At 71.1% G+C, this 432-nt stretch carries 1 pseudogene; it reads left to right on the top strand.

Annotated features, from left to right (window positions below):
* Window positions 1–284: 284 nt before the first annotated feature.
* A pseudogene (locus ACU8YE_RS25630) lies at window positions 285–432 on the top strand (cysteine hydrolase); the annotation flags it as partial.

The raw sequence follows: 432 nt of genomic DNA, 5'->3' as shown, positions 1-432 counted from the left end.
AAATCGGACTGCTGCTGATCGGCGGCGCGGGTTTCCTGCTCAGCTTCGCGATGATGGTCGCGTACGGCCGCACGCGGCCGGGCGCGCGAACGGCCGCGCTCTCGTAAGTTGCTCACACGTACGTTGGCCCGATCCTGTCGGAGGTTGTCCCGCGCGCCGCTGTCGCATCGCGCCGCGCGGCCCGACACTGGCGCGTCGCGGCCGGAGAGGTTCCGGGCCGCGTGCGGCGGCGCCGGCCGGGCCGGCGCGCCGTTTCGTCAATGTAACCACCGAGAGAGCATGTCATGCAACATCCGACCATCCGTACCCTGGCCGGCGCGATCGCGCCGACGTCGATCGCCGCCGCCCGCACCGCGCTGCTGGTGATCGATTTCCAGAACGAATACTTCAGCGGCCGCCTGCCGATTCCGGACGGGCCGCGCGCGCTGGGCA

The sequence above is a fragment of the Ralstonia sp. VS2407 genome, assembly GCF_052950655.1.
The sequence above is the reverse complement of the archived record's forward strand: the minus strand, read 5'-3'. Positions and strand labels throughout refer to the sequence as shown.